Source organism: Paracoccus hibiscisoli (assembly GCF_005048265.1).
In the GTDB taxonomy this organism is placed as follows: Bacteria; Pseudomonadota; Alphaproteobacteria; order Rhodobacterales; family Rhodobacteraceae; genus Paracoccus; species Paracoccus hibiscisoli.
Genome location: NZ_SUNH01000012.1, coordinates 36,329 through 59,940, shown reverse-complemented (window position 1 = coordinate 59,940; position 23,612 = coordinate 36,329). Strand labels below are relative to the sequence as shown.

Annotated in this window: 20 protein-coding genes; 8 read left to right on the top strand and 12 right to left on the bottom strand. The window is 69.0% G+C overall.

The features are described from left to right. The first annotated feature begins 3 nt into the window (after positions 1-3). From fdnG to FA740_RS09580, 6 genes are read left to right on the top strand one after another with little or no spacing between them, the layout of a single operon-like run. Positions 4-2,472 carry a formate dehydrogenase-N subunit alpha gene (gene fdnG, locus FA740_RS09605; RefSeq protein ID WP_211243677.1) on the top strand — a complete coding sequence of 823 codons (2,469 nt, stop codon included), beginning with the start codon at positions 4-6 and terminating at the stop codon, positions 2,470-2,472. Next, positions 2,469-3,452: a formate dehydrogenase subunit beta gene (gene fdxH / locus FA740_RS09600; protein ID WP_211243676.1), complete on the top strand. Its 984-nt coding sequence runs from the start codon at positions 2,469-2,471 to the stop codon at positions 3,450-3,452. The genes fdnG and fdxH overlap by 4 nt, the downstream gene beginning before the upstream one ends. Continuing rightward, the gene (locus FA740_RS09595; RefSeq protein WP_136856554.1) at positions 3,452-4,141 is read left to right on the top strand and encodes a formate dehydrogenase subunit gamma; all 690 of its coding nucleotides are present in this window, start codon (positions 3,452-3,454) and stop codon (positions 4,139-4,141) included. Before fdxH ends, FA740_RS09595 begins: the two co-directional genes overlap by 1 nt. A 1-nt stretch (position 4,142) precedes the next feature. Then, positions 4,143-4,622 (top strand): formate dehydrogenase accessory protein FdhE domain-containing protein, encoded by a 480-nt coding sequence (locus FA740_RS09590; protein WP_136856553.1) that lies wholly within the window; start codon positions 4,143-4,145, stop codon positions 4,620-4,622. Beyond that, positions 4,622-7,018, top strand: coding sequence for an L-seryl-tRNA(Sec) selenium transferase (selA, locus tag FA740_RS09585; RefSeq protein WP_136856552.1), 2,397 nt, complete (start codon positions 4,622-4,624; stop codon positions 7,016-7,018). The genes FA740_RS09590 and selA overlap by 1 nt, the downstream gene beginning before the upstream one ends. Then, positions 6,946-7,533, top strand: coding sequence for a SelB domain-containing protein (locus tag FA740_RS09580; protein WP_136856551.1), 588 nt, complete (start codon positions 6,946-6,948; stop codon positions 7,531-7,533). The genes selA and FA740_RS09580 overlap by 73 nt, the downstream gene beginning before the upstream one ends. Here FA740_RS09580 and FA740_RS09575 read toward each other — a convergent pair. After that, positions 7,522-7,992, bottom strand: a complete 471-nt coding sequence (locus tag FA740_RS09575; protein ID WP_136856550.1) for an Lrp/AsnC family transcriptional regulator — start codon at positions 7,990-7,992, stop codon at positions 7,522-7,524. The two genes, FA740_RS09580 and FA740_RS09575, sit on opposite strands and share 12 nt — an antisense overlap. 112 nt (positions 7,993-8,104) lie before the next feature. On the opposite strand from FA740_RS09575, the gene putA reads away from it, so the two are divergent. Further along, entirely contained in the window at positions 8,105-11,503 is a 3,399-nt protein-coding gene (putA, locus tag FA740_RS09570) for a bifunctional proline dehydrogenase/L-glutamate gamma-semialdehyde dehydrogenase PutA (RefSeq protein ID WP_136856549.1), read from the top strand. 4 nt (positions 11,504-11,507) lie between these two features. Here putA and FA740_RS09565 read toward each other — a convergent pair whose 3' ends face one another. The 6 genes from FA740_RS09565 to FA740_RS09540 all read right to left on the bottom strand — a co-directional run bounded on the left by FA740_RS09565 (position 11,508) and on the right by FA740_RS09540 (position 18,147). Continuing rightward, positions 11,508-12,287, bottom strand: coding sequence for an inositol monophosphatase family protein (locus FA740_RS09565; protein WP_136856548.1), 780 nt, complete (start codon positions 12,285-12,287; stop codon positions 11,508-11,510). Positions 12,288-12,297: 10 nt separating this feature from the next. Beyond that, complete coding sequence (locus FA740_RS09560) at positions 12,298-13,311, bottom strand: ABC transporter ATP-binding protein (RefSeq protein ID WP_136856547.1); 1,014 nt, start codon at positions 13,309-13,311, stop codon at positions 12,298-12,300. Beyond that, a complete protein-coding gene (locus FA740_RS09555; RefSeq protein ID WP_136856546.1) occupies positions 13,308-15,461 on the bottom strand; it encodes an ABC transporter permease in 2,154 nt (717 codons plus the stop codon). Before FA740_RS09555 ends, FA740_RS09560 begins: the two co-directional genes overlap by 4 nt. Then, positions 15,458-16,474: an ABC transporter substrate-binding protein gene (locus FA740_RS09550; protein WP_136856545.1), complete on the bottom strand. Its 1,017-nt coding sequence runs from the start codon at positions 16,472-16,474 to the stop codon at positions 15,458-15,460. Before FA740_RS09550 ends, FA740_RS09555 begins: the two co-directional genes overlap by 4 nt. A gap of 192 nt (positions 16,475-16,666) precedes the next feature. Further along, positions 16,667-17,314, bottom strand: a complete 648-nt coding sequence (locus FA740_RS09545; RefSeq protein WP_246053562.1) for a TenA family protein — start codon at positions 17,312-17,314, stop codon at positions 16,667-16,669. Beyond that, complete coding sequence (locus FA740_RS09540) at positions 17,311-18,147, bottom strand: BtpA family protein (protein ID WP_136856544.1); 837 nt, start codon at positions 18,145-18,147, stop codon at positions 17,311-17,313. Before FA740_RS09540 ends, FA740_RS09545 begins: the two co-directional genes overlap by 4 nt. A gap of 32 nt (positions 18,148-18,179) precedes the next feature. Here FA740_RS09540 and FA740_RS09535 point away from each other — a divergent pair, with 32 nt between their 5' ends. Then, positions 18,180-19,061: a ribokinase gene (locus tag FA740_RS09535; protein ID WP_136856543.1), complete on the top strand. Its 882-nt coding sequence runs from the start codon at positions 18,180-18,182 to the stop codon at positions 19,059-19,061. A 5-nt stretch (positions 19,062-19,066) separates the two neighbouring features. On the opposite strand, the gene FA740_RS09530 is transcribed toward FA740_RS09535, so the two are convergent. The 5 genes from FA740_RS09530 to FA740_RS09510 are packed head-to-tail and all read right to left on the bottom strand — an operon-like array spanning position 19,067 to position 23,611. After that, positions 19,067-19,828, bottom strand: coding sequence for a glutamine amidotransferase (locus FA740_RS09530; RefSeq protein ID WP_136856542.1), 762 nt, complete (start codon positions 19,826-19,828; stop codon positions 19,067-19,069). Between the two features lie 21 nt (positions 19,829-19,849). Then, positions 19,850-20,914, bottom strand: a complete 1,065-nt coding sequence (locus FA740_RS09525; protein ID WP_136856541.1) for a phosphotriesterase family protein — start codon at positions 20,912-20,914, stop codon at positions 19,850-19,852. After that, positions 20,911-21,912, bottom strand: coding sequence for an ABC transporter permease (locus tag FA740_RS09520; protein ID WP_136856540.1), 1,002 nt, complete (start codon positions 21,910-21,912; stop codon positions 20,911-20,913). Before FA740_RS09520 ends, FA740_RS09525 begins: the two co-directional genes overlap by 4 nt. Beyond that, positions 21,912-22,682 carry an ATP-binding cassette domain-containing protein gene (locus tag FA740_RS09515; RefSeq protein ID WP_136856539.1) on the bottom strand — a complete coding sequence of 257 codons (771 nt, stop codon included), beginning with the start codon at positions 22,680-22,682 and terminating at the stop codon, positions 21,912-21,914. Before FA740_RS09515 ends, FA740_RS09520 begins: the two co-directional genes overlap by 1 nt. Further along, a complete protein-coding gene (locus FA740_RS09510) occupies positions 22,682-23,611 on the bottom strand; it encodes a substrate-binding domain-containing protein (protein WP_136856538.1) in 930 nt (309 codons plus the stop codon). The genes FA740_RS09515 and FA740_RS09510 overlap by 1 nt, the downstream gene beginning before the upstream one ends. Between the last annotated feature and the right edge of the window lies 1 nt (position 23,612).

The window sequence follows — 23,612 nt, the reverse complement described above, 5'->3', positions numbered from 1 at the left end:
ACGGTGTCCAGTTTGGGCCCGACGTTTGGCCGTGGAGCGATGACCAATCCATGGACTGACATCAAGAACACCGACTTGGTGATCGTGATGGGCGGAAACGCCGCCGAAGCGCATCCCTGCGGCTTCAAATGGGTGACCGAGGCCAAGGCGCATCGCGGCGCCAAGCTGGTCGTGGTCGATCCGCGCTATACCCGCACCGCATCGGTCGCGGATTACTATGCGCCCATCCGTCCGGGCACCGACATCGCCTTCCTGATGGGGGTGATCCGCTGGTGCATGGAAAACGACAAGGTCCAGTGGGACTATGTCCGCAACTATACCAACGCGTCGTTCCTCGTGCGCGAGGATTTCGGCTGGCAGGACGGGCTTTTCAGCGGCTATGACGAAGAAAAGCGCGACTTTGACAAGGAAAGCTGGGATTACCAGATCGGCGAGGACGGCTTTGCGCTGACCGACCCGACGCTGCAGGACCCGCGCTGCGTCTGGAACATGCTGAAACAGCATGTCGATGTCTACACGCCTGAATTCGTGGAGAACATCACCGGCACGCCGCGCGACAAGTTCCTAGACATCTGCGCGATGATCGGAGAGTGCAGCGCACCCGACCGGACCATGACGTCGATGTACGCGCTTGGCTGGACGCAGCATTCCAAGGGCGCCCAGAACATCCGCGGCATGGCGATGCTGCAGCTGATCCTGGGCAATATCGGCGTCCGCGGTGGCGGGATGAACGCGCTGCGCGGGCATTCCAACATCCAGGGCCTGACCGATATCGGCCTGATGTCGAACCTGATCCCCGGCTATCTGAACATCCCGACCGAGCGCGAGGTCGATTGGCAGACCTATCTGTCCACCCGCAGCTTTACCCCGCTGCGGCCCGGTCAGACCAGCTATTGGCAGAACTATCCCAAGTTCATGGTCAGCTTCCTCAAGGCCATGTGGGGCGATGCCGCCACCGAGGAGAACGATTGGGCGTTCGACTACCTGCCCAAGCTGGACGTCCCGGCCTATGACATCATGCGCATGTTCGAGCTGATGAACAACGATCGGGTGAACCTGTATTTCTGCCAGGGCTTCAACCCGCTGTTGTCCATCCCCGACCGGGGCAAGGTCACCGCGGGCCTGTCCAAGCTGAAGATGCTGGTGGTGATGGACCCGCTGTCCACCGAGACCTCGCATTTCTGGCAGAACCACGGCGCGCATAACGAGGTGGATACCGCCAGCATCCAGACCGAGGTGCTGGAGCTGCCCACGACCTGCTTTGCCGAGGACGAGGGCGCGCTGGTCAATTCGGGCCGCTGGCTGCAATGGCACTGGCCGGGCGCGACGCCTCCGGGCGAGGCCAAGCATGACACCTGGATCATGGCGCAGATCTGGACGCGGGTCCGCGAGCTGTATCGGACCGAGGGCGGCGCCTTCCCCGATCCGATCCTGAACCTGTCCTGGGACTATGCCGATCCCGGAGAGCCGCATCCGTCGGAACTGGCGCGCGAGATGAACGGCCGCGCGCTGGCCGATGTCACCGACCCGGCGACGGGCGCGGTGGTCGTTCAGGCGGGCCAGCAGGTGTCCGGTTTCGGACAGCTGCGCGACGACGGGACGACCATGGCGGGCTGCTGGATCTATGCCGGCAGCTGGACCGAGGACGGCAACATGATGGCACGGCGGGACAATTCCGATCCCGACGATGTCGGCATGTACCTGAACTGGGCCTTTGCCTGGCCTGCGAACCGGCGGGTGCTGTACAACCGCGCCTCGGCCGATCCGCAGGGGCAGCCCTGGGATGCCACGCGCCCGCTGGTCCAGTGGGACGGCACACGGTGGGGCGGCTATGACGTGCCTGACATCGCGCCCACCGCCAACCCGACCGAGGTCGGCCCCTTCATCATGAACCAGGAGGGCGTGTCGCGCCTGTTCACCCGGGGCATGATGCGCGACGGGCCCTTCCCGACGCATATGGAGCCCTTCGAGAGCCCGATGGCCAACGTGTTCAACCCGCGCATGCGCGGGAACCCGGTGGCGCGGGTGTTCGAATCCGACGTGGCGCGGCTTGGCGACAGCTCCGAGTTCCCCTTCGTCGCGACCTCGTACCGCCTGACCGAGCATTTCCACTACTGGACCAAGCACAACCCGGTGAACGCCGCGTTGCAGCCCGAGTTCTTCGTGGAGATCAGCGAGGAGCTGGCCGCCGAACGCGGCATCGCCAAGGGCGGTCGCGTGCGGGTCTGGGGCAAGCGCGGGCAGGTCTGGGCCAAGGCCGTGGTGACCAAGCGGATCAGGCCGATGACCTGCGACGGCAAGACCGTGCATGTCGTGGGCATCCCGCTGCACTGGGGCTTCATGGGCGCCGCGAAAAAGGGCTGGGGGCCCAACAGCCTGACGCCCTTCATCGGGGATGCGAACACGGACACGCCTGAATTCAAGGCGTTCCTGGTCAACATCGAACCCGCAGCCGAGGAGCCGGTGGCATGAACGACATGGCAAACAGCCCGACCACGGCGGCGTCCAACCCGCCCGTGCAGCCGACCGAGGCCTATTTCGATGCGCGCGACGTCGTGCGCATCTCGGCCACGCGCAACGTGCCGCAACCCGACCGCCAGCTGGAAAAGCTGGCCAAGCTGATCGATGTGTCCAAATGCATCGGCTGCAAGGCCTGCCAATCCGCCTGCGTGGAATGGAACGACACGCATCCGGCCGTGGGTGAGAACGTGGGGGTCTATGAGAACCCCCACGACCTGACCCCCGACATGTTCACCCTGATGCGCTTTGCCGAATGGGAGAACCCGGCCACCAACGATCTGGAATGGCTGATCCGCAAGGACGGCTGCATGCATTGCGAGGACCCGGGCTGCCTCAAGGCCTGCCCGGCGCCCGGTGCCATCGTGCAATATTCCAACGGCATCGTGGACTTCATCAAGGACAACTGCATCGGCTGCGGCTATTGCGTCACGGGCTGTCCCTTCGACATCCCCCGCATCAGCCAGACCGACCACAAGAGCTATAAGTGCACGCTCTGTTCGGACCGGGTGGCCGTGGGCCAAGGTCCCGCCTGCGCGAAAGCCTGCCCCACGCAGGCGATCGTGTTCGGCACCAAGGCCGACATGCAGGCCCATGCCGAGACCCGGATCGAGGATCTGAAATCGCGCGGCTATGAGAACGCCGGTCTGTATGACCCGGCCGGCGTCGGCGGCACCCATGTGATGTATGTCCTGCATCACGCGGACAAGCCCGGCATCTACAACGACCTGCCCGAAAATCCCCGGATCTCTCCGGTGGTCGAGGGCTGGAAGGGCGTCACCAAGACCGCGGGCCTTGCCGCCATCGGTCTGGCCGCGGTGGGCGCCACGCTGCACGGTCTGCTGGCCCGCGGCAACGAGGTCGAGGAGCACGACATCGAATCCGCCGACAAGCTGGTCAAGGGTCAGGACCCCGATGAAGGGGGTCATGTCTGATGGCGCCGCGTCCCCATTACTCGGAACCGGGCGACCGGCTGGAAAGCGTCCAGCCGGTCGAGGTCAGCCGTTATCGCGGGTTCACCCGCGCGAACCACTGGGTCACGGCGTTCAGCCTGATCGCGCTGGCCCTGTCGGGGCTGGCGCTGTTCGACCCGGCGCTGTATTTCCTGACCGGCCTGTTCGGCGGCGGGCAGATGACGCGCTGGATCCACCCGATCATCGGCGTGGTGCTGTTCTTCAGCTTTGCGCTGATGTTCATCCAGCTGTGGCGCCTGAACATGCCCAAGCCCGAGGACACGACCTGGGTCGCCAATATCGGCGACGTGGTGAAGGGCCGCGAGGAAAACCTGCCCGAACTGGGCAAGTACAACGCGGGCCAGAAATTCGTGTTCTGGGCCATGACCGGGCTGATCATCGTCCTGATCGTGTCGGGCGTGATGATATGGCAGCAGGTCGCGGGCCATCTGGTCAGCGTGCCGGCCCGCCGCATCGCGGTTCTGGTCCATGCGCTGGCGGCGGTGGCGATCATCCTGGTCTTCATCATGCATGTCTATGCCGCGATCTGGACGCGGGGCACCCTGCGCGCGATGACGCGGGGCACCGTGACCGGCGGATGGGCCTGGCGGCACCACCGCAAATGGCTGCGAGAAATCGCCAGCCGCGACAACAAGGGCCCGGCAGAGTAATCTGCCGGCCACCATCACCGGCATCCCCTGTGGCCGGTTCGGCCCGGAGCGCTGCCGACCGCATCCGCCTGGCGCGCGAGAACCGCATGCCGCCGATCAGCTGGTCAAGATCCGCGCCGGGGTCTGCCCGGCCTGCGGCGGCAGGCCCGCGACCTCCAGCGTGATCGGGGTCGGCGATCTGGACGGCGTGCGCTATGCCGACTGCGCCTGCTGCCAGACGCAATGGAACGAGGTCCGCCTGACCTGCCTGTGCTGCGGCCAGACCGGCCAGATCAGCTATCGCAGCGTCGAGACCGATCAGGCGACCGTCCGGGCCGAGGTCTGCGGCGACTGCGACAGTTGGGTCAAGGTGCTGTATCAGAACAAGAATCCCAGCCTGGAGCCCATCGCCGACGACGTCGCCAGCCTGGGCCTGGACCTGCTGATGAAGGACACGCCCCTCCGGCGCGGCGGCTTCAACCCGTTTCTTGCGGGGTATTGATGTCGGGATTCCGGGCGCTGCCCTCGGTCGACCAGCTGCTGCTGGCCCTGCCCGATCAGGTGGACAGGCATGGCCGCCAGGCGGTCACCCGGACCGCACGGCTGCGCCTGGACGCGGCCCGCGCGGCGATCCGTGACGGAGCGGCCGAGGCCGCGCGCCTGCCGCATCTGCTGGCCGCCGATCTGGCGGCAGCGGCGGCCACGCAGCTGCGTCCGATCCTGAACCTGACCGGCACCGTGCTGCACACCAATCTGGGCCGCGCGATCCTGGCGGATGAGGCGATCGCCGCCGCCACCGCCGCGATGGCCGCGCCGCTGGCCCTGGAATACGACCTGACCTCGGGCGGGCGCGGCCAGCGCGACGACCATCTGCGCGGCCTTCTGTGCGAGCTGACCGGGGCCGAGGATGCCACCGTCGTCAACAACAATGCCGCCGCCGTGCTGATCGCGCTGAACACGTTCGGCCTGGACCGCGACAGCATCGTCTCGCGCGGCGAGTTGATCGAGATCGGCGGCGCCTTCCGCATGCCCGACATCATGGCCCGCGCCGGCACCCGCCTGGTCGAGGTCGGCACCACCAACCGCACCCATCCCCGCGATTATCAGGACGCGATCACGGACCGGACCGGCCTGGTCCTCAAGGTCCACACCTCGAACTATCGCATCGAGGGCTTCACGGCCGAGGTCGCCGCACCGGAGCTGGCGGCGCTGGCGCGCCAGGCGGGGGTCGTGATGCTGAACGACCTGGGCGCGGGGTCGCTGGTCGATCTGTCGCGATGGGGGCTGCGCCGCGAACCCACCGTGGCCGAGGCCGTGGCCGACGGAGCGGACCTGATCACATTCTCCGGCGACAAGCTGCTGGGCAGTCCGCAGGCGGGTTTCATCGTCGGTCGCCGCGACCTGATCGCGCGGATCAACCGGAACCCGATGAAGCGCGCCCTCCGCCTGGACAAGATCCGCATCGCCGCGCTGCAGGCGACGCTGCGCCTCTATCGCGACCCGGACCGGCTGCCGGACCGCCTGCCGGTGCTGCGGATGCTGTCCCGCGCGCAGGCCGACATCGCGGCCCAAGCCGCGCGGCTGGCCCCGCAGGTCGCGGCGCTGCTGCCCGATCACCGCGTGACCACGACCGATTGCGCCAGCCAGATGGGCTCGGGGTCGCTGCCGACGGACACGATCTTCTTGGCCAGGCTGCGGATCACGGGGACGGGCGGCGACGTACCGGTCCATGAACGGCCGATCCACACGATGCTGGCGGGCGCGGGCGGGATCGACCTGGCGCTGCTGGTCGTGGCCTGCGACGACGGGATGATGCCGCAGACGCGCGAACATCTGGCGATCCTGCAGCTGCTGGGCCTGTCGCGCGGGCTGGTGGCGCTGACCAAGGCCGATCTGGCCGATGCCGACCGGCGCACACAGGTCACCGCCCAGATTCGCGCCTCGCTGGCGGGTGGCGGGCTGGCCGAGGCGCCGATCATCCCGGTGTCGTCCCTGACGGGCGTGGGGGCTCTGCGCCACGCCCTGATCCGGGCCGAGGCGCAGACCGCCGCCCGCGCCGCCGATGCGGGCTTTCGCCTGGCGGTCGACCGCAGCTTTACCCTGCAGGGCGCGGGCACGGCGCTGTCGGGGCGTGTCGCCATCGGCGATCTGGTCACGATCAGTCCCTCCGGAACCGCCGCGCGCGTGCGCGGCATCCACGCCCAGAACCGCCCCGCGACCGAAGGGCTGGCGGGCCAGCGCTGCGCCCTGAACCTGGCCGGAGAGGCCGTGGCCAAGGACGCGATCCATCGCGGCGACATCGTGCTGACGCCTGCGCTGCACGCCCCCACTGACCGCATCGACGCCCGCCTGAGCGTGCTGGAGTCCGAGCCGAAACCCATCGGCACCTGGTTCCCCGCCCGCCTGCACACCCACGCGACCGAGGTGGGCGCCCGCATCGTGCTCCTGTCCGACCCCATCGCGCCGGGGGGCGGCGGCCCGGTCCAGATCGTGCTGGACCGCCCCATCGCGGCCACCATCGGCGACCGCTTCATCCTGCGCGATGTGTCGGCCAGCCGGACCATCGGCGGCGGGCATTTCCTGGACCTGCGCGCGCCCGCGCGCAAGCGGCGCACCCCTGACCGCCTGGCGCTGATCGCCGCCGCCGAGGCGCCCGAACCGCTGGCCGCGATGCTGGCCACGGCGCCGGTCGATGCGACCGTCTTTGCCCGCGATCGCGCGCTGTCGCCCGCGCAGACGGCGGCGGCCCTGTCCGGCGCGGTGGTCATCGCCGGGCTGGCCCTGTCGCCGCCCATCGCGACGCGCTGCAGCAGGGCATCGCCGCCATGCTGGCCCGGCTCCACGCCGAGAACCCCGACCTGCCCGGCCTGGGACGCGAGCGCCTGCGCATGTCGCTGACCCCGCGCCTGCCCAAGGACGCCTTTCTGGCGCTGCTGCGCATTGAGGCCGAGGCCGGGCGTATCACGCTGGACGGGGCGTTCGTCCGCCAGCCCGGCCACGAGGTCCGCCTGTCGCCCGAGGATGAGGCCCTGTGGGACCGCATCAGCCCGGTCCTGCTGGGCGATCTGCGGTTTCGCCCGCCGCGCGTGCGCGATTTCGCCACCGAACTGGGCGCCGATGAAAAGGAGATCCGCCGCATCCTGCGCCTGACGCAGAAACTGGGCCGGACCGATCAGATCGCGCATGACCACTTCTTCTCGCGCCCGGTGACGGCCCAGATGGTGGCCATCCTGCGCGACGTGGCGGCGGCGACGGATGACGGGTGGTTCACCGCCGCCCTGTTCCGCGACCGGGTGCAGAACGGCCGCAAGGTCGCGATCGAGATCCTGGATTTCCTAGACCGCCACGGAGTCACGCTGCGCCGAGGCGATCTCAGACGTCTGAACCCGCACCGGCTGGACCTATTCGGTTAGGGGCAGCTGGCCCTGTTCCACCACGGCCTCCATCGCCACATGGCTGGAGGTCGCGTTGACATGCGGCAGGCTGGAGATGCGTTCCGCCATGATGCGCCGGTAATCGGCCATGTCGCGGGACCGCACCTTGAGCAGATAGTCGAACCCCCCCGCGATCATATAGCATTCCTCGACCTCGGGGACGGCGCGGACGGCTGTGTTGAACGCCTCCAGCGCCTTGGGCCGGGTGTCGGTCACGCGCACCTCGACATAGGTGACATGGGTCAGGCCAAGGCGCATGGGCGACAGGATCGCGCGGTAGCCGGTGATCAGCCCCGCCTCCTCCAGCTGGCGGATGCGGGCGGCGACGGGGGTCTTGGACAGGCCGACCTTGCGCGCCAGATCGGTGATGGGGATGCGGGCATTGGCGGTCAGCTCAGCCAGGATGCGGCGGTTGATCGGGTCAAGAAGGTCGGTCACGGTCTGTCTGTCGCCCCATCTTTGGTCTGATCGTCCACAGTCTGCCCCAAGATCGGTCCCATCGTCCACACCTGCCGCGATAGGATGCAGTATGACCCAAGGGGGACCTGCCATGACCGCACTCGATTCCACCGCCAAATTCGCGCCCGAAGGCCCCCTGCTGGACCGTCTGGTCCGCGATGCCGCGCTGTCGCCCGACATCCGCGCCCGCATCAGCGCCCGCGCGGCCGGGCTGATCCGCCGCATCCGCAGCGAATCGAAACCCACCATGATGGAGCTGATGCTGGCCGAATACGGCCTGTCCACGCGCGAGGGCGTGGCCCTGATGTGCCTGGCCGAGGCGATGCTGCGCGTCCCGGACCGCGCCACCATCGACGCGCTGATCGAGGACAAGATCGCGCCCTCGGACTGGGGCCGGCATCTGGGCGACAGCTCGTCCAGCCTGGTCAACGCCTCGACCTGGGCGCTGATGCTGACGGGGCGGGTGCTGGACGACAGCAAGCCGGGGCTGGCGGGCACGCTGCGCGGCGCGATCCGGCGGTTGGGAGAACCGGTGATCCGCACCGCCGTCACCCGCGCCATGCGCGAGATGGGGCGCCAGTTCGTGCTGGGCCAGACCATCGACGCGGCGCTGGAGCGCGCCAAGGGTCAGGAGGCCAAGGGCTATACCTACAGCTATGACATGCTGGGCGAGGCGGCGATGACCGCCCATGACGCCGCCCGCTATGCGGAGGAATACCGCAAGGCCATCGCGGCCATCGCGGGCGCCTGCACCCACGGATCGGTGGCCCGGAACCCTGGCATCTCGATCAAGCTGTCGGCGCTGCACCCCCGCTATGAGGTCGCGCAGGAGGGCCGGGTGATGGCCGAGCTGGTCCCCGTGGTCCGCGATCTGGCGCGTCTGGCGCGCGCCGCCAACATGGGCCTGAACATCGACGCCGAGGAGCAGGACCGCCTGGCCCTGTCGCTGAAGGTGATCGAGGCCGTGCTGCCCGACCCCGACCTGGCCGGGTGGGACGGGTTCGGCGTGGTCGTGCAGGCCTATGGCAAGCGGGCGGGGCCGATGATCGACGCGCTGCACGCGCTGGCCGTCCGTCACGACCGCCGCATCATGCTGCGCCTGGTCAAGGGCGCCTATTGGGACACCGAGATGAAGCGCGCCCAGGTCGAGGGGCTGCCGGATTTCCCGCTGTTCACCTCCAAGACCGCCACCGATGTCAGCTATGTCGCGCTGGCGAAAAAGCTGTTGGGCATGACCGACCGCATCTATCCGCAATTCGCCACGCATAACGCCCATTCCGTCGCCGCCGTGCTGGAGATGGCCGGGGATGCGCCCTTCGAATTCCAGCGCCTGCACGGCATGGGCGAGCGCCTGCATGACATCGTGCTGAAGGATCACGGCACCGCCTGCCGCATCTATGCCCCGGTCGGCGCGCATCACGACCTGCTGGCCTATCTGGTCCGCCGCCTGTTGGAGAATGGCGCCAACAGCAGCTTCGTCAACCAGATCGTCGATGAAGACGTGACCCCCGAGCAGATCGCCCAGGACCCGTTCGACGCCCTGGCCGACGCCCGCCCGCCCGAGGCGCTGCTGGCGCCCGACGCGATCTATGGCGCGGGGCGCGTCAATGCGCAGGGGTTCGATCTGACCGCCACGGACCGGCTGGACGCGATCTTTGACGCGCGCCGCGCGGGCGTGCCCGACGCCGCGCCGATGCTGGCCGATGGGCAGGCGGGCCAGGGCACGCCAGAGCCGGTCACCAACCCTGCGACGGGCGAGATGGTGGGCCAGGTCACCCAGGCCGATGCCGCCACCGTCGCCCGCGCGATCGACGCGGCCCGCCCCTGGGACGCCCCCGCGCCCGAGCGCGCCCGCGTCCTGCGCCAGGCCGCCGACCTTTATGAGGCCGAGTTCGGCCCGATCTTCGGCATCCTGGCGCGCGAGGCGGGCAAGACGCTGAACGACGCCGTGGCCGAACTGCGCGAGGCGGTGGATTTCCTGCGCTATTACGCCCAGCAGGGCGAGGCGCACACCGACACGCCGCGCGGCATCATCGCGGCGATCAGCCCCTGGAACTTTCCGCTGGCGATCTTCACCGGTCAGGTCGCGGCGGCGCTGATGGCGGGGAACGCGGTCCTGGCCAAGCCCGCCGAACAGACCCCGCTGATCGCCGCCCATGCCGTGCGCCTGCTGCACGGTGCGGGCGTGCCCGCGACCGCGCTGCAACTGCTGCCGGGCGACGGCGGCACGGTCGGCGCGGCGCTGACCCGCGACGCGCGCGTGGGTGGCGTGGTCTTTACCGGCGGCACCGACACCGCGCGGCTGATCGCGACCAGCATGGCGGATCACATGGCGCCCGGCACGCCGCTGGTCGCGGAGACCGGCGGGCTGAACGCGATGATCGTGGACAGCACCGCCCTGCCCGAACAGGCGGTGCGCGACATCGTGGCCTCCAGCTTCCGCAGCGCGGGTCAGCGCTGTTCAGCGCTGCGCTGCCTTTACGTCCAGGAGGACGTGGCCCCGCAGCTGATCCGCATGATCCAGGGTGCGATGGACGAATTGCGCGTGGGCGACCCCTGGGACCTGTCGACCGATGTGGGCCCCGTCATCGACGCCGAGGCGCAGGCGGGCATCTTGGCCTATCTGGACCAGCATCCGGACCGCATCCTGCATCAGATCGCGGCGCCCGCGACCGGGTTCTTCGTGCCGCCCACGCTGCTGCGTGTCGACGGCATCGCCGCGCTGGAGCGTGAGGTCTTTGGCCCCGTCCTGCATGTCGCGACCTACAAGGCGCGCGATCTGGACCGGGTCGTGGCCGACATCAACGCGCGCGGCTATGGGCTGACCTTTGGCCTGCACACCCGCATCGACAGCCGTGTCCAGGAGATCACGCAGGCCATCCATGTCGGCAACATCTATGTCAACCGCAACCAGGTCGGCGCGACGGTCGGCAGCCAGCCCTTTGGCGGAGAGGGCCTGTCCGGCACCGGACCCAAGGCAGGCGGCCCGCTGTATCTGCCGCGGTTCTCCGCGCCCGCGCAGGCCCCCGCCGCGACGGCCTGGACCACGCCCGACAGCACCGACCGGCTGCGCGACGCGCTGTCAGCCCCGCCCGCACCGCCTGCGCCCACCGAACAGCTGATGCCCGGCCCGACCGGAGAGCTGAACCGCCTGCAGACCCTGGCGCGCGGGCCGGTCCTGTGCCTGGGTCCAGGGCCCGATGCCGTGGCCGCGCAGGTCGCCGCCGTGACGCAGGGCGGCGGTCAGCCGATGGCCGCGCAGGGCATGCCGGATGTGGCGGCGCTGACCGACCTGCCCGATCTGGCCTGCGTGCTGTGGTGGGGCGATGCCGCCACCGGGCGCGATCTGGCGCGGGCGCTGGCGCAGCGGGACGGGCCGCTGGTGGCGCTGGTCACCGCCCTGCCCGACCGCGCGCATCTGTGCCATGAGCGGCATCTGTGCGTGGACACGACGGCGGCGGGCGGCAACGCGGCGCTGCTGGCGGGCTGACGCGTCAGTCGCCGCCCACCACGCGGCGCAGCGCGTCGAAGACGCCGGGGGCGGCGGCCAGCACCGGGCCGCCGGACGGCGCGATGGCGACCGGCAGGGCCCGGCCCCCGGCCTCGGTGATCATCAGCGCGCCCGCAAGGCAATCCCAGGGGTTCATATGCGGCTCATAGTATCCGCCAAGCCGCCCCGATGCGACCTGCGCCAGCATCAGCGCGCCGGACCCGTTACGATAGAAGATCCCGCCCTGCCCCATCAGGGCCACGATCACATCGGCCACGTGCTGGGGGTCGGTGCGGTGGCTGGCGCCGATGGCGACCAGGCTGTTGTCGATGCGGTGATCGGGGCTGCAGGCCATGGGCTGGCCGTTCAGCCAGGCGCCCTGCCCCCGGATCGCGGTATAGAGGTCACCCGACAGCGGATGCACGGTCACCCCGGCCGCGACCTGACCGTCCCGGACCAGCGCGATCACCACGCACCAATGCGGCAGCCCCGCCAGATAGGGCGAGGTGCCGTCGATCGGGTCGATCACCCATTGATAGCCGGTGGTGCCGGGGGTCTCGCCGCCCTCCTCTCCCAGGATGGCGTCGTCGGGAAAGGCGGTGGTGATGGCGGCGCGGATCAGATCCTCGACCTCGCGGTCGGCGCGGCTGACGATGTCCTGGGGCGTGGCCTTGGCCTCAATCACCAGCTGGTCGCGGTCGTGGAAATAGCGCAGCGCCAGCGCGCCGCCGCGGGTGGCGGCGTCGCAGGCCAGGTCGAAACGGGCGCGAAGGGGGTCGGTCATGGGGCCTCTCTCAGGCGACGCGGCTGGCGTCCTTGGGGTCGATGCGCAGATGGACGCGGGTGCCCACCGGCAGCGGGGTTTCGGTGATGGGGCGCGACACCAGCAGATCGCCGGCGGGCGTCTGGATGCCATATTCGATGCGGCTGCCCAGATAGGTGGCGCTGGCGATCAGGTCCGGGCCGCCGGGGTCCAGCCCGATCCGTTCGGGGCGCAGCGATAGCATCGCCTGCCCCTCAGGGCCCGGCACGTCCAGCGACAGGCCCGGCGCGGTGAACCGCCCCTGCGCCACATGACCCGCGATCAGGTTCGCATCGCCGATGAAATCCGCGATGAAGGGCGATGCTGGGCGTTCGTACAGATCGGCAGGCGTGCCGATCTGGGCGATGCGGCCCTGCTGCATCACGACGATGCGGTCGGACACGGCCAGCGCCTCCTCCTGATCATGGGTCACATAGACGGCGGTCAGGCCGAACCGGCGCTGCAGGCTGCGGATCTCCTCGCGGACCTTGCGGCGCAGTTTCGCGTCGACGTTGGAGAGGGGTTCGTCGAACAGGATCACGTCGGGCTGCTGGACGATGGCGCGGGCCACGGCCACGCGCTGCTGCTGGCCGCCCGACAGCTCGGAGGGCAGGCGCTGATGCAGGCCGGACAGGCCCACCTGGTCCAGGATCTCGGCGGCGCGGGCGCGGGCGGCGGGGCGTTTCGTGCCGCGGATGACGGGGCCGTAAGCCACGTTGTCCAGCACCGACATATGCGGGAACAGCGCATAGGACTGAAACACCATCCCCACATTGCGCGCCGAGGCCGGGTCGCGGCTGACATCGCGCCCGGCGATCAGCACCTGCCCTTCGGAGGGCAGCTCCAACCCCGCGATCAGGCGCAGGGACGTGGTCTTGCCGCAGCCCGACGGCCCCAGAAAGGTCACCAGCTCTCCCTTGGCGATGGTCAGGTCGATGCCCGCCACGGCCACGGCCTCGCCATAGCGTTTCACCACGCCGCGGAATTCGATGGCGGTCTCGGTCATGTTGCCTTGCCTTTCGACAGCGCACTGCGCCGTCCCAGTTTGCGCCGTCCGATGCCCAGGTTCATCAGCGCGATGCAGGCCATCATGACCAGCATCAGCACCGTGGAATAGGCGATGGCCAGCGCGAATTCACCGTTCTCGACCCGGCCCATGATATAGGCGGTCGCCATGTTGTGCCGCGCCGAGACCAGAAAGATCACCGCCGACACCGCCGTCATGGCCGTGACAAAGGCATAGACCAGCGCGGTGAAGATCGCGGGCTTGATCAGCGGCAGGACCACGTCGACCATGACGCGACCGCCGCCGGCGCCCATGGTCTGGCTGGCCTCCTCCATGCTGCGGTCGATCTGGGCCAGCGCGGCCACGCCCGCGCGCATGCCCACCGCCATGTTGCGGAAGACGAAGCAGATGACCAGGATCCACAGCGTGCCGGTGATGTCGATGGGCGGCACGTTGAAGGCCGCGATATAGCTGACCCCCACCACCGTGCCGGGCACCGCGAAGGACAGAAGCGTGCCGAATTCGAACAGCCGCTTGCCGGTGAAATCCTGCCGCGTGATCAGCCAGGCGGTCAGGATGCCGATGCCCATGGTCAGCGGCGCGGACAGCGCGGACACCCAGAGCGTGGTGATCATGCTGTTCCAGGCGGAACCGAACAGCTGCACGCCGCGGTCCGTGATCTCGAACGAGAAGGCCGTCCAGACATGCGCGATGGTCGGCGTCAGGTCCATCCGCGCGATGTCGCCCACAAAACCGCCAACCAGCACGATGGCGTAGATGCCGGTGGTGAAGACCACGAAAGGCACGACCGCCGCGATGGCCGCCCATTTGACCAGCGGCGGCACGGCGGCGGTCAGGCCCGCATCGGATTTTCCGGTGACGGTGACATAGCTGGCGCGGCCCACCCACCGCTGCTGCACCCAGAAGGCGCCCACGGTCAGCGCCAGCAGGATCAGCGACAGGGTCGCGGCATGGCCCAGGTCGTATTGCGCGCCCACCACCGCAAAGAAGATGCGCGTGGACAGCACGTCATAGCTGCCGCCCAGCACGATGGGGTTGCCGAAATCGGACAGGCTTTCGATGAAGGCCAGCAGAAAGGCCGCCGCCAGGGCAGGGCGCAGCAGCGGCCAGGTCACGCGGCGAAAGGTGGTGACGGGCCGCGCGCCAAGCGTGGTCGAGGCCTCCTCCAGCGTCGGATTGATCGCCTCCAGCGCGGACAGGATCACCAGGAAGGTGACGGGGGCGAAGGCCAGCACCTGCGCCATCAGGATGCCCGGTAGGCCATAGATCCAGCGGGTCGGGCGGATGCCCATCAACTCGGCCAGCTCGACCGTGACGATGCCGGTGCGCCCGAACAACACGATGATCGCGACGCCCACGACAAAGGGCGGCGTGATGATCGGCAGGATCGACAGCGCGCGCAGCAGGCGCTTCAGCCGGAAATCGGTGCGGGCCACCAGCAGCGCCAGCGCCAGTCCAAGCGCGGTCGCCAGCGTGGCCGACAGCACCCCCAGAATGACCGAGTTGATGACCACGCCGCAGCGCCCCGCCCCGGTCAGGCAGCGCGTGGCCCACAGCTCCGGCGCGGTCAGCCGCGCGGCAAAGGGGGCCAGCGACACGGTGCCGTCGGCGGCCACGAAGGCTGTCGCGACCAGCCGCAGGATCGGAAAGAACACGAACAGCGACAGCGCCGCGACGATGCCGATGATCGACAGCGCCGCAAAGCGTTCGCCCCGACAGAAGCCACGCCCCGCCAACAGATCGGCCAGCGCGCCGATCAGCGCGATGCCCGCGATCCAGGCGCCCCAGCCAAAGCCGGGCTGGCCCGCGGCGCTGGCCGGGAGCAGCGTCTCCAGCCCCGCGATGGCGGGGCCGCGCAGCCCGATGGCAAAGCCCTGCAGGATCAGCCAGACCAGCCCCGCACCGACCAGGACCGCGCCCGCCGGATGGATGCGCCAGTCCCGCGCCATCGCCGACAGCAGCGCCAGCCCCCCGCCGATAGCGACCAGCGGCATCAGCCAGACGCGCCCCTCCAACGCCTGTGTCAGGGCCGATCCGCCGCCGCCCTTGAACCAGGGCAGCAGCAGGACCGCCAGCAGCAGCAGGCCGGACCAGACCAACCCGATGCGGCGGGCGTCGACTCCGCTCACCGGGCCAGGGCGCCGATTTCCGCGTCCCACCGGGCCAGCAGGCCCGCCCGCATATCGGCCGAGCCGAAGCGCGCAAAGTCATAGTCGATCAGCTTGATGTCCTCCAGGTCGGGGGCCTCGGGCGGGGTCGAGGCGTTCAGGTTCGAGGGGACCTGAAAGCTTTTGGCCGCCGCGCCGATCTCCTGCGCTTCGGGGGACAGGGCCCAGTCATACCACAGGCGCGCGGCCTCGGGGTTGGGGCCACCCTTGATGATCGACATGGAGCCGACCTCATAGCCGGTGCCCTCGCAGGGGGCGACGGTCACGACGGGCGCGCCGTCCACGGTCTGGGCCACGGCGTCATGCATGAAGACGATGCCCACCGCCGTTTCTCCGGTGGCGGCGGCGCGGGCGGGGGCGGCGCCCGATTGGGTGTACTGGCTGACATTGGCGTGCAGATCGGCCAGATAGGCAAAGGCCTCGTCCTCGCCCATCAGCTGCACCATCGTGGCCAGCATGGTATAGGAGGTGCCCGAGGAATTGGGGTTGGCCACCTGGATGTCGTCGCGGAACCGTTCGTCCGTCAGGTCGGCCCAGCAGGCGGGCGGGTTCTCGGCCACCAGGTCAGAGTTGTAGCCGAACCCCAACGCACCCGCATAGATGCCCACGGTGCGATAGCCCGAGGTCTCGGCCTGGGCCAGCGCCCAGGGCTGCAGCTGGTCCAGCAGGGGGGACCGGTATTCCTCGGTCAGCTCCTCCTGGGCGGCCTGCAGATGCGGGTCGCCCGTGCCGCCCCACCACACGTCGCCGCGCGGCTGGCCGACTTCGGCCTTGATCTGGGCGAATGTCTCTCCGCTGGACTTGCGGGTCATCAGGACGTTGATGCCCGTTTCGCGCTGGAACGCCTCGGACTGGGCGCGGCACCATTCCTCGTTGACCGAGCAATACAGCACCAGCTCATCCGCCTGCGCGAAGGCGGTGGCAGGCAGGACGGTCAGCGCCGTGGCGGCGATGCAGGCAAAATGGCGGTTCATGCGATCTCTCCCTCTGGGGGCGGGTGCGGTGCCCGTCCCATCCTCTCGGTTCAGCCTAGCGGCACGCGGACGGCCCTGTCCACCGCCAAGACGCCCCGCAAGGCCTTGAAACGGATGGGATTTGATGCTGCGCCGCGGCATGGGCGCTGTCTGGCACAGCGATGTGACAGGGGCATGACGGCCCGCGCGCCGTCATGCCGCACCCGACCAGGCGGCGTCGTGAAAGCCGATCTCCAGCCGTTGGACGTGGCCGAACATCGCGATCAGCGCCTGCTGACGATCCGCAGACAGGTCCGCGCCCAAGCGGTCGACCCGGTCCCGCAGCCAGCGCGCCTGGTCGCGAAAGGCGGGCGCCGCATGCAGCGCGATCCAGTCGCGGCGCATCGGATCGCGCATGGTCGCGTCGCGATGCGCGTCGCACCAGGTCCAGTACATCCATTCGGCGGCGAACATCGCGGTGGCGATATCGGCGAAATCGCCGTCCCGGGCGATGCCCAGCATGCCGTCCCGGAACGCCGCCACCCGCGGATCGGATTGCAGGCCGGGGTCCGCGACCAGCCCGCGCCGGGCATGGGCGTCGCGGAAATAATCCATCTGCCCATGGGCCAGCCCATCCAGCGACGCGATCAGCTTGCGCCGGTCGTCCAGATCGCCCGCCTTGGCCACGGCATAGCCGAAGATGGCGATGGCGGTCTCCACGAAGGCGCCCTCGATCAGCAGATAGCGGTCGAAAGCGACCTCCGGCAGGCGGTCGGCGGCCAGATCGCGCACGAAGGGATGCGCGACCATCGCGGCGAAACTGGCGGCCTGTTCGGCCAGCATCCGGTCGGACAGGCTCACAGCGCGGCCTCGGCTGCGGCGACAAAGCGGCGGACGCGTTCGGGGTCGACCGGGTTCCACCACACGCCCCCCTCCTTGAGCGACGATGCCACGATCACGCCATTGGTGCGGCCCAGGATCGCCGCGACATTGTCGGGCGTCACGCCGGACCCCACCAGCAGCGGCAGATGGGTCGCACCGCCGATCTCGTCGATCTCGTCCATGCTGGCGCTGTCGCCGGTGCGCTGGCCGGTGGCGATGATGCAGTCGCTGTCGAAGAAGCCCAGGTCGCGGGTCAGCTCCGGGATGGATCGGTCGGCCACGATGGCGTGGCTGCCGTGCTTGACATGCGCGTCGGTAAAGACGCGCACATGCTCGGCCCGCAGCAGGGACCGGTATCGCAGGGCCTCGGCCGCGCGGCCCTCCATGAAGCCTTCGTTGGCGACATAGGCATTGGCCCATTGGTTCACACGGATGAAATCGGCGCCCCCCGCCACGGCGGTGGCCAGTGCGGGCAAGGGCGCGTTGGCCAGCACGTTGATGCCGATGGTCAGGCCAAAGGCGCGCCTGATCCGGTCGGTCACGACCGACAGGAAGGCGGGGGTTTCGGGTCCGATATCGTCAGGCTTGGAAAACGGGATGTCGCCGTGGTTTTCGACGATCAGCCCGTGCATTCCCCCTTGCACCAGACGTTCCGCATCGCGCATGCAGGTGTCATAGATGTCGTCCATCGACGCGCCGCGATAGCGGGGGGCGCCGGGAAAGGCGGGGCAATGGATCATGCCGATCAAGGCCTTGTCGCGCCCGAAGATGTCGCGGATGGCCCCTGCCGGGCGGTCTGAGATCAGTGTCATGGGTTGGCCTTTCGAAAAAGCGGAGACGGGCGATGAAGGCTTTTGTGATCGGAAACGCGGCCCTTGACGAGACCGTGTCGGTCGAGGATTTCCCCCGGCCCGGCGCCTCGATCTTTGGCCGCGCGCTGTCGCAGGATCTGGGCGGCAAGGGCGTGAACCAGGCGGTCGCCATCGCCCGCACGGGGCTGGCCTGTCACCTGGTCGCGGCGGTGGGCCAGGACGCCCGCGGACGCGAGATCGCCGCCCGTCTGGCGGCCGAGCCGGTGATGGCGCAGCTGATCGCGCTGCCGGGCGTGGCCACCGACAATTCGATCATCCTGATGGCGGGGCATGGCGAAAATGCCGTGATCACCACCCGCGCCGCCGCGGGCGCCATGACCCCCGACCACGCGACCGCCGCCCTGGCGCGCGCCGTCCCCGGCGATCTGCTGGTGCTGCAGGGCAATCTGGGGGCGGACACCACCGGCGCCGCGCTGCGCGACGCCCGGGCGCGAGGCATGCGGACCGCGCTGAACCCCTCGCCCCTGCAGGATTACGTGGCAGACCTCTGGCCGCTGGTCGATTGCGCCTTCGTCAACGAGGACGAGGCCGCAGCCCTGGGCGGTGACGCCCGCCTGCTGGCCCAGGGCGTGGCCGAGGTCGTGCTGACCCTTGGCGCGCGGGGTGCCACGCTGGTGCGAGCGGGCGCGCGCATCGACGTGCCCGCCGCGCCCTGCGCGGTGGTGGACACGACCGGGGCGGGTGACTGCTTCATGGCGGTGGCGCTGGCCTCTGCCGCGCTGCGGGGCGTGGCCCTGGATGCGCGCGCGCTGCGCCATGCGGCTCAGGCGGCCGCCTGGACGGTCGGGCGCGCGGGCACGGTCAGCGCCTTTCCCGACACGGCCGCGATGGGCGCAATCCTGGCGGGGGATTGACCCGCTCACCGTGCGACCAGCCAGCCGAACAGGTTCTTCCACAGCGTGCCGTAGCCTGGCCAGTCGCAGAATTCGGGCGACAGCCAATGCGGCCCCACGTCGGACGTCCAGGCCGCTGTGCGCCCCTGACCATGCCCGCCCAGAACCAGCAGCGGGTGGCCGCCCTGATCCTGGGGCAGGCGGGCGACGACCGTGGCGCCGTCGCGGACCATAACCTCGTTCACGCCCAGGATCGGCGGCCAGGCGGCGGGCATCCCGGCCATGACCGGGTGGTCGGGCAGCAGGATGTCGGCCTGCGCGCCCTCGGGGATCTCGACCCGGTCGTCCCAGGGGTGGCAGGTGACGGGCAGGGTGTCCTCGACCGCGGTGTTTCGCCAACGCGCCTTGCCGTCGATGCCCTGGAACGAGAAATAGCCGCCAATCATCAGCAGGTTGCCCCCCTGCGCCACCCAGTCCCGCAGCATCCGCAGCCGGTTCGGCACGGTTTTCGACCGCAGCCAGACATCGGGCGGCAGCAGAAAGGTGTTCGCGCCGATATCCGACAGGATCACGATGTCATAATCCGCCAGGCCACCGATCTCGAACGGAAAGCCCTCGGCGGCGTCATGGGCGGTCATGTAGTCGATCTGGAATTCGCTGTCCTTCATCGCGGTCAGCAGGGGCGTCGCGCCGGTATGGAACCGGACCGAGCCGAACTGGTCAAAGCCCTTGTAATGCGTTTCCGAGGTGGTCCAGCTTTCGCCCACCAAAAGCACGCGGGTTGTCATGGGTCGTTCCTTTCGCGGATGTCAGAAGGTGGCGTCAAAGACGCGGCGCGGGTTCGTCACCATCAGCCGGTCGCAGTCACCGGCGGACAGGCCGTGCCGCATCAGGCGCGGCAGGAAATGGCGGGTGACAAAGGCGTATCCGTTGCCGCCATAGCGGGTCAGCATCATCTTGATGAACACGTCCTGCGACAGCAGGATGCGGTCCAGGAACCCCTGTTCGGCCAGGCCCAGGATGGCGCGGGCGACCTGATCGTCGGACGGGCATTGCACCCCCTGATCGGCATAGAAGAAATCCATCCCGATCATGTCGAACTCGATGAACGCGCCGCGCTGCGCCAGCGTCGCCTGATAGACCGGATCGGCGTGCGAGGGGTTCATGTGGCACAGCACCGTGTGGCGCAGGTCGGCGCCCTCGGATTCGACCACGTCCAGCACCCGATGCCCAAGCCGGAACCAGCCCGGCAGATGCACCATCAGCGGCAGGCCGGTGCGCGCCTGCGCACGCGCCGCGCCGCGCAGGGATTTTTCCTCCTCGGCCGTGAAATCCGACGATACGCCGATCTCTCCGATCAGGCCGATGCGGGCGTCCGTGCCGTCGGTGCCGGTCAGCGCCTCGGCCACGATCTCATCAGCGATGGCGTCCACGGACAGATGCGCCACCTGTTCAGGCATGGAGCTGGCCAGATAATAGCCCGCGCCCATCACGATGTTCAGCCCGGTTTCCCGCGCGATGCGGCGCAGGGTTGTGGGGTCGCGCCCGATGCCGCGACAGGTCGGGTCAACCACGCTGCGCCCGCCCGCGGCGGTGAAGGCACGCAGCTCCGCGATCGCCAGATCGGGGTCGTCCAGCGCGATGTTGTGGCGGTTCACGAAAGGGTCCTGGCGCAGTTCGGACAGGATCTCGATGCTGACCGGGCTGTCCGCCAGATATTGCCGCGCGGGGTCCGTGGGCGCGTTCCACCAGCAGCGACAGTCATTCTGCAGATGCTCATGCATCAGCGTGTGGCCCAGATCGGCGGACGCGATTGGTCCGGTGACGGTCATCACCTGACCGGACCGGGTGTGGCAGAGGGACAGTTCGCTCATGTCCGCGCCTTTCCGATGCGCAAGCCCCGGTCGAACAGCTTGGTGTTCAGCCAGATGGCGATCAGGATGATCGCGCCCGTCACGATCTGCGTGAAGAACGGAGAGATATGCAGCAGGATCAGCCCGTTGCCGATCACCGCGATGGTCATCGTGCCCAGCACCGTGCCCAGCATCGACGCCTTGCCCCCCATCAGCGAGGTGCCGCCCAGCACCACGGCGGCGATCACCTGCAATTCGAACCCCTGCGCCGCGTTCGACGACCCCGAGCCAAGCCGCGCGGCAATCAGCATCCCCGCCACGGCAGAGGCCAGCCCCGCCACCACGTAGACCGAGGCCAGCACGCGTTTTGCGGGCATGCCCACGCGGCGCGCGGCCTCCATGTTGGACCCCACCGCGATCACCTGCCGCCCGTATTGCGTGCGCAGCATGACGACGAAACCCAGGGCCGCGATCAGCAGCGCAATCAGCGCGGGCACCGGAAAGCCCGCCAGCGTCCCGCGCCCCAGCCAGAAGAAACCGGGCACGTTGGTGATGGGGATCGAATAGCCCTCGGTCAGATACAGCGCAAAGCCGCGCAGGATCGACAGGCCCGCCAGCGTCACGATGAAGGCCGGGATGCCCTGATACGAGATGAACCACCCCTGCACCGCCCCCACGCCCGCGCCAAGCGCCAGCATCAGCAGCACGACGACCGGCCAGGGCAGGCCCGCGCCGATGGCGATGGCGCAGACGGCGTTGACCAGCGCCACCTGCGATCCGACCGACAAGTCGATGCCCGCGGTGGTGATGACCAGCGTCATGGCGACCGCGACGATCAGGATGGGGGCGGCCTGACGCAGCACGTTCAGCAGGTTGCCGGTGGTCAGGAATGTGGAACTGGACAGCCCGAAGATGGTCATGCACAGCAGAAAGAACATCGCGATGGACAGGACCTGCGCGTGTTCGCCGATGAAATCCGCCCATGCGGAGCCCGCCTTGCGTTCGGTATAGACAGCCATCAATGGCCTCCCTTGCCGACGATCAGGTCGACCAGTTCCTGAAGGTTCGTGTCTTCCGTCCGGCGTTCAGCGACCTTGGTGCCCTCGTACATGACGGCGATGCGGTCGCAGACGCGGAACAGGTCCTGCATCCGGTGGGTGACCAGCACCACCGCCACGCCGCGCGCCTTGACGCGGTTGATCAGGGCCAGCACGGCCTCGACCTCGGCCACGGCCAGGGCGGATGTCGGTTCGTCCATGATCAGGACCTTGGGGTCGAAGCTGGCGGCGCGGGCGATGGCGATGGCCTGGCGCTGGCCGCCCGACAGCTTTTCCACCTTGGCGGTCAGGCGCGGGATGCGGATCTCCAGCGCGGCCAGCATGCGTTCGGCCTCGGCCAGCATGCGGGGCTGGTCCAGGAAGGGGCCGCGCTTCAGCTCTCGGCCCAGGAACAGGTTGCCCACGACATCCACGTGATCGCACAGCGACAGGTCCTGATAGACCATCTCGATCTTTTGGGCGCGGGCCTCGGAGGGTGTGGTGAACCGCACCGGCTGGCCGTCCAGCAGGATCTGGCCGCCATCGGGGACATAGGTGCCGGACATCACCTTGGACAGCGTCGATTTGCCCGCGGCATTGTCGCCGATCAGGCCCAGGCATTCGCCCGCCCGCACGTCCAGATCGACCCCGCGCAGCGCCTGATGCGATCCGAAGGTCTTGGTGATGCCGCACAGCGACAGGATGGCGGGGGGGTGGTCCCCCCGCGCCACGGCTGAGGGGACCGGCTGCATCACTCGAACGCCGCCCGGAACTCGTCCACGTTCTCGGAGGTCACGATGGTCACCGGCACCGAGATCTCGGCCTCGACGCTGCCGCCGTCCGACAGGGTGCCAAGGGCCTCGACCGCCGCGGCGCCCATGCCCGCCGGGTCCTGCTGGATCACGGCCTTGACGTAACCCGCCTCGATCCCGGCGATGGCCTGCGCGGTCAGATCCCAGCCATAGACGGCGATGTCGCCCTGCCGCCCCTGGCTTTCGACCGCGGCGATGGCGCCCAGCAGGGCAGGCTCTCCGGTGGCATAAATCGCGGTCAGCGCCGGGTTCGCGGTCATCAGGTTTTCCGCCGCCCCCAGGGCCGTGTCCTGTACGTTCTGGCCGTCCACGGTGCCTGCGACGGTGACGCGGGCGCTGTCCAGCGCAGCCTCAAAGCCGTCCTTGCGCACGTTCTGGATGAACGAGTTCAGCGCGCCCACGATGCCCAGGGTGGACCCCTCGTCCAGCGCGTCGTTCACCACGGCCGCCAGATCGGCGCCGGCCTGGGCGTTGTCCACGCCGATCTGGGCGGAATGCGGCCCCTCGGGCAGGATCGCGTCGATGGCCACCACGTGGATGCCCGCATCGACGGCCTGCTGGACGGCGGGCATGATGCCATTCACGTCGATAGCCACGACCGCGATGCCGTCCACGCCCTCCTGGATATAGGTCTCGATGGCGCTGTTCTGCGCCGCCGGATCGTTGTTGGCGTTGAAGATCAGCAGGGTCGCGCCCGCGGCATCTGCGGCCTGTTGTGCGCCGCGGTTCATGTCGTTGAAGAACAGCGCCTGCTGGTTGATCTGGACCAGCGCAAAGGTCTTGCCCTCCTGCGCCAGGGCAGGCAGGGCGGCGGCGATCAGGCCGGTCGTCATCAGCGCACCCAGGGTGCGGCGGGTCAGGGTGGTCATG

Coding starts and splice junctions, on each gene's coding strand:
- FA740_RS09535 (WP_136856543.1), top strand. CDS start 18,180: ATGAAGGCTTTTGTGATCGGAAACGCGGCCCTTGACGAGACCGTGTCG.
- FA740_RS09520 (WP_136856540.1), bottom strand. CDS start 21,912: ATGGCTGTCTATACCGAACGCAAGGCGGGCTCCGCATGGGCGGATTTC.
- putA (WP_136856549.1), top strand. CDS start 8,105: ATGACCGCACTCGATTCCACCGCCAAATTCGCGCCCGAAGGCCCCCTG.
- FA740_RS09550 (WP_136856545.1), bottom strand. CDS start 16,474: ATGAACCGCCATTTTGCCTGCATCGCCGCCACGGCGCTGACCGTCCTG.
- FA740_RS09560 (WP_136856547.1), bottom strand. CDS start 13,311: ATGACCGAGACCGCCATCGAATTCCGCGGCGTGGTGAAACGCTATGGC.
- FA740_RS09540 (WP_136856544.1), bottom strand. CDS start 18,147: ATGACACTGATCTCAGACCGCCCGGCAGGGGCCATCCGCGACATCTTC.
- FA740_RS09525 (WP_136856541.1), bottom strand. CDS start 20,914: ATGAGCGAACTGTCCCTCTGCCACACCCGGTCCGGTCAGGTGATGACC.
- FA740_RS09580 (WP_136856551.1), top strand. CDS start 6,946: ATGCTGGCCCGGCTCCACGCCGAGAACCCCGACCTGCCCGGCCTGGGA.
- fdxH (WP_211243676.1), top strand. CDS start 2,469: ATGAACGACATGGCAAACAGCCCGACCACGGCGGCGTCCAACCCGCCC.
- selA (WP_136856552.1), top strand. CDS start 4,622: ATGTCGGGATTCCGGGCGCTGCCCTCGGTCGACCAGCTGCTGCTGGCC.
- FA740_RS09565 (WP_136856548.1), bottom strand. CDS start 12,287: ATGACCGACCCCCTTCGCGCCCGTTTCGACCTGGCCTGCGACGCCGCC.
- FA740_RS09530 (WP_136856542.1), bottom strand. CDS start 19,828: ATGACAACCCGCGTGCTTTTGGTGGGCGAAAGCTGGACCACCTCGGAA.
- FA740_RS09595 (WP_136856554.1), top strand. CDS start 3,452: ATGGCGCCGCGTCCCCATTACTCGGAACCGGGCGACCGGCTGGAAAGC.
- FA740_RS09510 (WP_136856538.1), bottom strand. CDS start 23,611: ATGACCACCCTGACCCGCCGCACCCTGGGTGCGCTGATGACGACCGGC.
- FA740_RS09515 (WP_136856539.1), bottom strand. CDS start 22,682: ATGCAGCCGGTCCCCTCAGCCGTGGCGCGGGGGGACCACCCCCCCGCC.